This window comes from Rickettsiales endosymbiont of Peranema trichophorum, from assembly GCF_004210275.1.
Classification (GTDB): Bacteria; Pseudomonadota; Alphaproteobacteria; order Rickettsiales; family Midichloriaceae; genus RICK02.
This window is the reverse complement of record NZ_SCFA01000037.1, coordinates 1-9801: the sequence shown is the minus strand read 5'-3', so window position 1 is coordinate 9801 and position 9801 is coordinate 1. Positions and strand designations below refer to the sequence as shown.

General features: G+C 40.0%; 12 protein-coding genes. 2 read left to right on the top strand and 10 right to left on the bottom strand.

Annotation, left to right across the window (positions count from 1 at the left end):
* From EDM53_RS01715 to EDM53_RS01705, 4 genes are all read right to left on the bottom strand, one after another.
* Positions 1-761: AAA family ATPase (locus EDM53_RS01715; protein WP_165379555.1), on the bottom strand; the 761-nt coding region annotated here is incomplete at its 3' end.
* Positions 762-771: 10 nt separating this feature from the next.
* A complete protein-coding gene (locus tag EDM53_RS06095) occupies positions 772-945 on the bottom strand; it encodes a hypothetical protein (RefSeq protein ID WP_165379554.1) in 174 nt (57 codons plus the stop codon).
* Positions 946-1125: 180 nt separating this feature from the next.
* Positions 1126-1656 carry a hypothetical protein gene (locus EDM53_RS01710; protein WP_130121814.1) on the bottom strand — a complete coding sequence of 177 codons (531 nt, stop codon included), beginning with the start codon at positions 1654-1656 and terminating at the stop codon, positions 1126-1128.
* 160 nt (positions 1657-1816) lie between these two features.
* On the bottom strand, positions 1817-2401 hold the full coding sequence (locus EDM53_RS01705) for a hypothetical protein (protein WP_130121812.1): 585 nt from the start codon (positions 2399-2401) through the stop codon (positions 1817-1819).
* Between EDM53_RS01705 and EDM53_RS06555 the strand changes: the two genes are divergently transcribed.
* Positions 2402-3022, top strand: coding sequence for a DUF4143 domain-containing protein (locus EDM53_RS06555; protein WP_410528550.1), 621 nt, complete (start codon positions 2402-2404; stop codon positions 3020-3022).
* Positions 3023-3190: 168 nt separating this feature from the next.
* Here EDM53_RS06555 and EDM53_RS01700 read toward each other — a convergent pair whose 3' ends face one another.
* Complete coding sequence (locus EDM53_RS01700) at positions 3191-4207, bottom strand: hypothetical protein (protein ID WP_130121810.1); 1017 nt, start codon at positions 4205-4207, stop codon at positions 3191-3193.
* A gap of 541 nt (positions 4208-4748) precedes the next feature.
* Here EDM53_RS01700 and EDM53_RS01690 point away from each other — a divergent pair.
* The gene (locus tag EDM53_RS01690; protein ID WP_130121806.1) at positions 4749-5615 is read left to right on the top strand and encodes a helix-turn-helix domain-containing protein; all 867 of its coding nucleotides are present in this window, start codon (positions 4749-4751) and stop codon (positions 5613-5615) included.
* Between the two features lie 158 nt (positions 5616-5773).
* Here EDM53_RS01690 and EDM53_RS06330 read toward each other — a convergent pair whose 3' ends face one another.
* From EDM53_RS06330 to EDM53_RS06080, 5 genes are all read right to left on the bottom strand, one after another.
* On the bottom strand, positions 5774-5932 hold the full coding sequence (locus EDM53_RS06330) for a hypothetical protein (protein WP_207215407.1): 159 nt from the start codon (positions 5930-5932) through the stop codon (positions 5774-5776).
* Positions 5933-5943: 11 nt separating this feature from the next.
* Positions 5944-7653 (bottom strand): AAA family ATPase, encoded by a 1710-nt coding sequence (locus tag EDM53_RS01685; protein ID WP_130121804.1) that lies wholly within the window; start codon positions 7651-7653, stop codon positions 5944-5946.
* Positions 7654-7664: 11 nt separating this feature from the next.
* Positions 7665-7838: a hypothetical protein gene (locus tag EDM53_RS06085; RefSeq protein WP_165379552.1), complete on the bottom strand. Its 174-nt coding sequence runs from the start codon at positions 7836-7838 to the stop codon at positions 7665-7667.
* A gap of 660 nt (positions 7839-8498) precedes the next feature.
* A complete protein-coding gene (locus EDM53_RS01675) occupies positions 8499-9344 on the bottom strand; it encodes a histidine kinase (protein WP_130121802.1) in 846 nt (281 codons plus the stop codon).
* A 221-nt stretch (positions 9345-9565) separates the two neighbouring features.
* On the bottom strand, positions 9566-9801 hold a 236-nt coding region (locus EDM53_RS06080; RefSeq protein WP_165379551.1), incomplete at its 5' end, for a hypothetical protein.

Sequence of the window (9801 nt, the reverse complement as noted above, 5' to 3'; positions counted from 1 at the left end):
TCTTCCGTAAACCCAAAGTATTGCCCGTAGTCTTCTCTCAATAACGAGTATACTTCTATGTTGTTCAATCCAGAGAATAGACTCTCTTGTGAGATACGGGTTATTCCCGTAACTACAGCCTTTGTTAAGTAACTATTATCCTTTAATGCCTGCCCCAATATGCACCGCATCAACTCTACCATCTTCTCGTAGTATTTTTTTAGGTAAGCCTCTTGTATTGGTGTGTCGTACTCGTCTATCAATATAATTGGGTTCTTCCCACAATACCTCCGTATGTAGATGCAGAGCTGACGAAGTGATGCTTCAACATAGGCTTTAACACCCTCTTCCCTTAGCAACGACACAAACCTTGTCTTTTCATGCTCCGCCAATACCTCACCGTCCAGTAAATACTGATGCGCTGTGTATACTTCACTTATCAGTGTCACTATATTCGCGTACGCATCTTTATAGCGCGACTTCTTCACATCCTTAAACGATATGAATATCACTGGATACTTATGCTGATGCTCCTCGCAAAATGCTTTGTCCTGCCCTATGTGCAGATCCTCAAATAGATTCTCATCTTTCGGCTGATCATGGTCTAAAAAGTAGTATATCATCGACAAGTTCAACGTCTTGCCAAACCTTCTAGGCCTCGTTACCAAAATCACTTTGGCTCCATCTTCCATTATGTCCTTCACAAGAAGCGTCTTATCTGCAAATACATATTTGCCTTTTATCAGCTCTTGAAAATTACTGAGTCCTATCGGTAATTTCATACAAATATCATCATAAACTTTGTACTTCTTGGCGTGTTAGCCCAGTTATCTCAGAAACCCTGTCTATAGGCTCCCTCCTTAACAATAACTTTCTAGCTATCTCTATAGCTTTTAGCCTCTTTCCAGTCTCTATTAATTCCTCCTTACTTGCTTCCCTTAAATCCTTAGCTGTGCAGTCTCCCATGACGCCTCTACATTATGATATTAACGACTATACCATAAGAGCCATTGCATTTATATTGAAATGTTCCCTACATATGCTAAAGCTTGGTGGGAGTTAATTGCCGTAACGCCAAGCCAATTAATAACTATGGGCCCATCTACATTTTAGGTAGTACTCGGTATACGCCACACAGCACCATGTCTAACCTCCTCGCAAAGAAGACACAGTGGACTCCAAACTATCCTTTACAATACACAGCTGACTATATGTTGCTCCATCAAAATCTACTACCGCTACCCAATCCCCTTTCTCTCCTCTCTCCATTATATTTAAAACCTCCTTTATCCTAGACTCTACAACCTCTAAGCACCTCCACTGCTCCTTCAACAACCATTCCCTTATCTGCTCTACGTTGTATGCTTTTATACCTTCAGCCTTTTCATATATCATCAGTACCTTCAACATACCTTGCAATTCCTCATATACTCTCACATACTCCACATTCACTTCTCTTATGCACTCCCATAACCTCTCAAATCCTTGGCGATCACAATACACCTTCCTTGCATCCCTCTTCTTAACACCTACCTCCTCTCCACACAACTTGCCTATTCCCATAACGCTTACCTGGTCTAATATACCTTTCGAACATATCAACATTTCCAACATGTATCCAAGCGCCTCCTTCTGCTTCTTTACCTCTTCAGATATTCCCATAACATCCTTACTCATAACTTCTCTCTTATTACATCAATTCATCAATACTTCACTTCAATTCATATATTATCTTCGCTTCTACGTCAAGCATCTATATTTTCTTTTATTCTAAAAGACGCGTCCCATTGCTTTTCTTCTCCTCTTCACCTTACACTACTACTACTTACTCATATCTCTATTCACTATGATCCGTATCTACCAGTCCGCTATCTCTCAATCCCTCCTTGCTCACCCTCATGCTTCCCTCATTCAAGGACCTCCTCAAATCGGTAAGTTCCATATCGCCAACCTCATCTCTCATTCTTATCACTTCCATTCTATTATTAACTCCGATCTCATCAATTCCAGAAAAAAAGGTACATCTGTTCTTGACATCTCTCTTCGAGATATTCCTCTCAACTCCGTTCTTCCTCATCCTCCTATCATCTTCTGCCACAAAATCAACACTTTCGACTATTGGCGCTTCCTTCTCTCTAAACTTCTCGCTCTTCAGCCTAACCTCCATACCATCTCCACTTCCACACATAACCTTCACACTCACAAACACATCTCCCTTAAATCCTGCCCTGTACATAACGTATTCCCTCTGTCTCTCGCTGAACTTATCAATCCTTCTCCTCGTCACTCCCATATCTCTCCTCCTTCTAATCCTGGTTCTCATACTCTTCAAGACCTCCTTACCTTTGGCGGCTTCCCTGAGCCTTTCTTCTCTCAATCCCATTCCTTCTTCCTTCAATGGAAACTCAATTACCGTCAACACATCTTACCTTCTCTACTCCTTCAATTCTCCAAAATCCTCAAATTACCACAACTCCTTAATATCATAGATGCCTGGGACCACCAAACCACTTCACGCTTCTCTCTCCACTCACTCCCTGCTCACATCTTCCAACCCGCTAAAATTATCCACCAGTGGATTAAAATCTTACAAAATTTCTTCTTCTGTTTCACCATTCTCCCTTGGCATCACTCCCTACCTAGAGCTTTCTATACCGAACCTAGACTCTTCCTCACCGATTGGGCCTCTATCTCTGATAAACATCTCAAACTTCAAAACCTCGTCGCTTCTCATCTCTTGAAAGCCATTCTCTTCTGGAACCAATTCCAACATGGTCAATTCTCTCTTTTCTACTTACAAGATAGACATAAACGTTTTGTTGATTTCTTAATCACCAACAACTCCAAACCTTGGCTTCTAATCTACGTCGATACACATAACTCCAATCTCCTAAATCCTGATCTAAATTACTTCCATTCTAAGCTCAATACCACCTACGCTGTTCAATTAGCCTCTCACTTACCTTACGTAGATCGCGACTTTAGAACTCTGCAAACCCCTAAAATCTTCCCTATCACCACCTTCCTTTCTCAGTTAATATAACACCAACCTTCTATACCGCTCGTAAATTAAGAGTTGCAAGAATATGGAAAAGAATAGACGACAGGGAATTTGGAAAGGAGCTAGGAGGGCAAGCGGTGAGCACGAGGCGCGTATATTCATACGTAACGAAGTGCGAAGCCCGAAGCCCGACAACGCCAACTTTTCAAATTAACGGAGTATATTCATGTGCTCCTTCTTATATTTCCTATACCTCAGTTTAAATGCCGTATATCCCTCACCCACTTCACAGCTCATATCTCCTCCTAATCTTAACATCACCAATCTGCTATACGACAACCCAGCACCATACTTCACAAACTTCCAACTACCATAATCCCTTAGTATACCTATCGCTTCCTCCTCTCCTATTCTATTACCATAGTCCCTTAACTCTACATTCGTCTTTTGTACCACTACCTCTATCTTGCCATTACTCCTTCTCAACAGCTCTGTCACTACATCCTCTAATACGTATTTCCATAATACCTTTGTTGTATGCATCTTCACTTCTTCACCTAATACACTTATCCTCCTTCCACCTCTACCACAACCATCCAATACCTCTTGTATTACATCCTTGATACATAGCTCCTCGTCATTCACAACTACGTGCCAAGTTCTTTTCAACAATTCGCTCATCCCCTTGCTGAACCACTCCTGATTCCTTATTAACTCACACGATACCACCAACAAATGTACTACCTTATCATATTTCTCCTCTTCACACACACTCTCCACATCTCGTAATATATCCCTCATCTCTACAATCTTCTCGCGAACCTTAAACAACAGCCTCTCCGCCTTCTTTACAAGAACCATACATATCGGCAAGACCCTTGCTGCCTTGCGTTCCAATTCCTGTAACAACACATCACGTTGATTGACGTTTATTACCTTATAACAAGTCTCCTCATTAACACGTAGCTCATTACAATCATCCTCTGTCATAGATCTTATATCGTCATCCATTGCAGTTATCTGCTCTATACACTCCGCCAATCTTTCAAATCGCTTCAAGTCAACACTATCCTTGATTACCTTTATTGCATCGTTAAGATAAGACAATGGCTCTGTTACCTCATGCACAATCTCATCTAATACACCAGAATTTTCTATCAATAACCTCTGGAGATGCGCTATCCGCAGTAAGTTGGTAATGTTGATGGTTGTGTTATCCCTATTCATAGCACCTCATAGACGTAAGCAAACACCACGATGCCCTGTAACAAACGATGTGTTACAGATTAATAAATTGATCTGTTTTCAGTCCTATGATAAGCTAAGCTTGTTGGGTTTGTGCTTATCACAAACTGTTTATAGTAATCTGGACTCGCTCCAGGTTACTTTTTTGTTTCATGTTATAATAATTTACTTCTCACATGTTGTTCACTCTCTATTAACTGTTTGATCACTATAAAACTGTATGATACCGTGCAGCAGTAGTATCTTACTGTGCAGTACTCACCCCCAAGTATAGACCTTTCATCCTATCCACCATGACGTTTCCTTTTAAGCACCATACGATAATAAAATGTTGTAGGACTGTTACATGCACTACACTCTTTAATGTATATAGCAATTTCATAAAACAGTCAAGAGATAATATTATAGCCAGAGCATCTTCTGCTCCAAGGATTAGAGGTGCTGATTCATCACAATCAAGAGATAGCATAATTAGAAAGTATTTTTGCTACTTTAGCCAACTCAAAGTTACCACAAGAATCGTATGCAATTTATAGAAATCATTATAAGATTATTGGATAATACAATTTTAACGATGAAAGACATATCTCATGTATCAGGGATTCAGTATAACACATTGTTATACATAAGATCGTCTTCACCTAACGATTTAAAACTTAATACTGCTATTAAATTAGCAGACTTCTTTAACATTTCGTTATCACAATTAATAGGCCATAAAGAAATTGATTATGACAAACTTGTGATATCCAGACAACACCGTATTAATCTATTTAATCACTACATCAATCTCAACATATCAGAAACGCTTCAAGATCTACTGAACAAACATAGTATGTCCACACATAAGTTATCAAAAATCTTGTGTATGTCATACTCGACAATTTATGATCTATGCAAAGGTGTAGAGACGGTCCCAGCGCTCTCATCTTTAATAAAAGTTGCTAATTATTTCCAAATAGATATAGAAGAGCTAATATATGGCCCTACTTTTTCTTTGTATAGATTAACAAATGAACACAGGCAAGTCCTACCAATTATCGGATTAGATAGCATACCTGAATGGTGTCAGGCTTTTAAACACGATAGTACTTTTCCAATCTCTCAGGCTTTGTTTATTCATACAAAGATGATAGCCGATGTGGCCATTATAAAACCTACGTTTACACACAACATTTGGGATGACTCCTCTTTATTGCTTGTAAAATCAGTAAGAATCTTACCTTATTCAGCACAATACGTGATTGCAATTATAAATAACATTGCCTCGATTCTACAGAGAAACTCCCAAAACTGTTTTACGTGCCTTAAAACCAATCAACTGTATTCGTATGTGGAATTACACATTGTAGGAGAGGTTGTAGGCTTGTTCCCAAACACAACAACATAGTTACAGGCATCATAGTCACACCATCATAGGTATCTCGCCAAAACTCTGTAGAAATGAAACACCTTTAAGTTTGATAAAACCCGCTTGTTCTGGGGTACACTCCAGTTTTTGGGGACAACCTCAGCTTCTCACACTAGAAATATTACTAGACTGTATTTTTAGATATGATATATGTAGATATAATACCAAATTTCCTTCAAAAAGTAGCCACATTCCTCGGGACGATACTCCTCTAATTCCTTAAACTTGACCCTCACTTCTTCCTCAATCCCCGTCTGGAAAAAGTCCAAAACAGTCTCATTACACCACGACTCCATTAGTACCTCGCTTATTTGCCCACTGATTGCACTGGCACTACATCAATCACAATCTTCTCATGCACCAAACACATCTGCTTCCCGCAAAATGCGAGCCCTATCGCCAGTACTTCCTTCACTCCGTTCCGTCTAAAAATCTCCAGATATTGCTTATCTTTTACCTGCTTCAACCCTTCTTGCGCCTTTGTCTTCAGCTTCTTTGGGTCGTCTGTGGCCTTGAACTCCAGTAGTATGCCGGCTCTTCCACTCTGCTTTGGCAACATCACTACGTCAAACCTTCCAAGCCCTGACTCTTGATTAGAGCGTATGTAGTATTTTCCTCTTAATCCCACTACTAGCCCTAATATAAACACATGAAATACTCGTTCTGGTGTGTTCTCATTAAAGTCAAAGTAGCTACCGCTTTGCATTATGTAGCTTGTGATATACATCTCAAACCTCTCCATATCTCCATCCATCAAGCTTCTTACAAAGCTGTTGTATGAGTCTATGCTTCCTGCCTCGCTAAACCATTCAGATACTATTTGACTATATACTCCTCCAACCTCCTTGTTCGGTACAGATATCTCACATACAAGGTGATACTCCATAAACTTGCTACTTAGCACCTTCAGATATCCTGCATACAGTAACAGGCTCCATAAAGCCTCCGGCTTCTTCTTTATGTCCGGAAATACCAAATTCTCAGACAGCACTTGCGTTATTACCTTCCCCTGCAACAACTCCTCAAACTCCTTCCTAACTTCCGGCTTTGCATCCTTTAACAGCTCTTCTATCAACTCGTTTCCTGATGTCTTGACCCAGTATTCCTTTAATATTCCTTCGTTGTCTAAGCAGTTAATTATAGACCAGGGGTTGTACAATACATGTTTGCCTATTTGATACCCGTTGTACCACTCTTTTATTTCACTAAGCGATACAGGTTGCTTTGTTTCTTCCAGTAGCTTTACAACCTCATCTTCTGTAAATCCAAAGTATTGCCCAAACCTCTCCCTCAGCATCGAATATACCGAGATGTTGTTCAACCCAGAAAATAGACTTTCTTGTGAGATACGGGTGATGCCAGTAACCACAGCTTTTGTCAGATAACTATTATCCTTTAATGCCTGCCCCAATATGCCCCGCATCAGCTCTACCATCTCCCCGTAGTATCTGTGCAGATGAGCCTCTTGTATCGGTGTGTCGTACTCGTCTATCAATATAATTGGGTTCTTGTCATACTTCCTATACATATACAGGCACAACCGCCTAAGTGCTGACTTGATATCAGATGGCTTCCCTTCTCTGTTCATTAATGCCTTAAAGATCCTTGCCTCACTATCTGATAGCAATCCATCTACTTCAAGTAAATACCTGTGTACTTCGTACAGCTCCATAATAAGACATACAATATCCTCGTATGCTCCTTGGTATGTAGACTGCTTCACATCCTTAAACGATATGAATATCACTGGATATTGATTCTGATGCTCCTCACAAAAGGCCTTGTCCTGACCTATATTCAGCTTCTCAAACAAATTCTCATCTTTCGGCCAACTATTGTCTAGAAAGTAGTATAACATCGACAGATTCAACGTCTTCCCAAATCTTCTGGGCCTGGTGATTAAAATCACCTTCGCACCGTCTTCTAACACTTCTTTGATTAAAAGAGTCTTATCGGTAAATACATACTCTTCTCTTACTATTTCTCTAAAATCGCTGACTCCTACCGGTAGTTTCATGAGTGTAGTACCTATAAATCACGTACTTCGTTCCGCGTTAAACCTGTTATCTCCGATATCTTGTCTATCGGCTCCTTTCTTAATAATAGATGCCTTGCTACCTCTATTGCTTTAAGCCCCTTGCCACATTCTATCCATTCTTCTTTCTCATCCCTTTTGACAGGACAATCTTTTACTCTTTTCATTTTTTTTATTGCTAGTTTGTTCGTCTGTACTGTCAATACTATAGCATAACATCCAGTATATAGTATAACATTTATATCCCTCCTCTAACCACACTGTGAAACAACCTTTGCTTTATCACTGACCCCATCAGCTAGGACTCCAGCGGCTTTTCTGCTTTATAAGCTTCAAACCATCTTCTCTTAGCTCTCCTTTAGGACTCACATGCCTATACAAGGTTTGTCTTGTAATACCCAGCTCTTTGCATAATTCAGATATCTTAGCATATATTTTAGAGCTACTTGGTGTAAAGCTGTAGCCAGCAACTTGAAATCGACATCACCACACTCCAGACCCTATAACACCTAACTTCCAGCACATCAGCGCCTCTAACTTTAAAGGTAAAGTGAGATAAGTACGCTTACTTTTGACCGTGCTTTTATTTCATCTCTCCACAAAGAGTGTATGTTATTTTTGATATGTCTTGGCAGACATATTCATACGATGAGAGGGGGCTGAAGAAGAATGTGTGCTTTACCATTCCCCTGAAATTGCCTCATTGGATTGCTATGACCCACATTGGACGACACTCTAATGATGATAACAACTGAGGAGCGTCGAATGTGGGTAGTGAAGGAGAAGCGTTGCTTTGTGTAATCACGAATTCTGAGGACATCGCACCATTAACGCGCAGTCTTTGTAACCTCGAAATTGAATCTGAACACGGTACGGCGGCCGTAGAGCATGCACGACATATCACCACCTGCCCTTAGCATCATTAATCTGCTATACGACAGCATGTCACCATACTTTTTTGATTCATTGCTGTCAAAATTGTACAGCACGTTATCACATTCTTGGAGTTTGTGGCCGGTATCCTGTACATCCAAGTAGTCATTGGTTAGGACCAACTCTATTTCTCCACTGCTATACTTTAGGACATTGCTCAAAACATCATCCAATGCACACCTAAATAAGTGAACATCTAGACGTACTGGTTCAGTTATGTCATATGACGATATTATTACTCTTCCTCTCTTCTCATTACTGTATTGTGACAATATATCATTTACTACAGTGATGATGGGTACTTTCTGGTACCTTACAGCAGGTTCCCATAATCTTTTCACAATTCTTATCATATTCTCCATAAAGTGCTCGTAACCGTCTATTTGATACCAAAACTTTGATATTTCGCTCTGATTGTTGATTTTTTTTAGCAACATCCAGACACTGACCATGATGTATACACATGTGGGCAATATTTTGTTAATTTTGTGATCCAACTCTTTGAAGCGATAGAATGCCCTGTCTACATTGATTTCTCCTTCAAATGCCGGACCTTCGCATAATGCATCCAAGATATCTCGGATCATAGCAACATTATTGACACGGCATTTTTCAATATCATTGAGAATGTCCAATGGTCCGCGATATAGGTCTTTGTTACATGCTTCCTGAGCATCATGATAATATACTTGATCTTCTGGATCCGCAAATTCCAGCGCATCGTCTATAGTCTCGTCCATACTTTGCAAAGGAAAGAGAGATTTGTTACGGATGAAATCCAAAAGAGGGCGATACTGTGTAAGTAAGTGGTGTGTATGATTTATTTGTGACAAGAGGTGTTCGATTATTGTATTGTGGTGCATAAAGTTCTCCATTAACTATTGTTTAAAGCTTGTACGAATGCAAGACAGAGCGTTGAATGAGAGTAGGCCCACGTATTATTTATGGGCCTATCATTGTGTTAGTGCAGTGTTGGTGGATCGTTCACTAACACATCAGAAAGCAATGAGCTTGCAGGCAGTACATCGATCTTTTTATCCAACTCTTGGAGTGTTTCGAGTAGCTGCAGATCTCCTGATGAGTGCTCAGTAGCACGTTTCAGCTTATTTGTGATAGAGTAATTGATCTCTGGGCTGCTGAGACCAATATGCTTCTTGAGCAGATACGATTCATACAGATACTGGAAGTGTTCTTCCC

What these genes read in the sequence shown, in the direction of transcription:
- EDM53_RS01710 (WP_130121814.1), bottom strand. Translation starts at nt 1,656, where the DNA reads ATGAGTAAGGATGTTATGGGAATATCTGAAGAGGTAAAGAAGCAGAAG.
- EDM53_RS01685 (WP_130121804.1), bottom strand. Translation starts at nt 7,653, where the DNA reads ATGAAACTACCGGTAGGAGTCAGCGATTTTAGAGAAATAGTAAGAGAA.
- EDM53_RS01700 (WP_130121810.1), bottom strand. Translation starts at nt 4,207, where the DNA reads ATGAATAGGGATAACACAACCATCAACATTACCAACTTACTGCGGATA.
- EDM53_RS01675 (WP_130121802.1), bottom strand. Translation starts at nt 9,344, where the DNA reads ATGGACGAGACTATAGACGATGCGCTGGAATTTGCGGATCCAGAAGAT.
- EDM53_RS06330 (WP_207215407.1), bottom strand. Translation starts at nt 5,932, where the DNA reads ATGGAGTCGTGGTGTAATGAGACTGTTTTGGACTTTTTCCAGACGGGG.
- EDM53_RS06095 (WP_165379554.1), bottom strand. Translation starts at nt 945, where the DNA reads ATGGGAGACTGCACAGCTAAGGATTTAAGGGAAGCAAGTAAGGAGGAA.
- EDM53_RS01690 (WP_130121806.1), top strand. Translation starts at nt 4,749, where the DNA reads ATGCAATTTATAGAAATCATTATAAGATTATTGGATAATACAATTTTA.
- EDM53_RS06085 (WP_165379552.1), bottom strand. Translation starts at nt 7,838, where the DNA reads ATGAAAAGAGTAAAAGATTGTCCTGTCAAAAGGGATGAGAAAGAAGAA.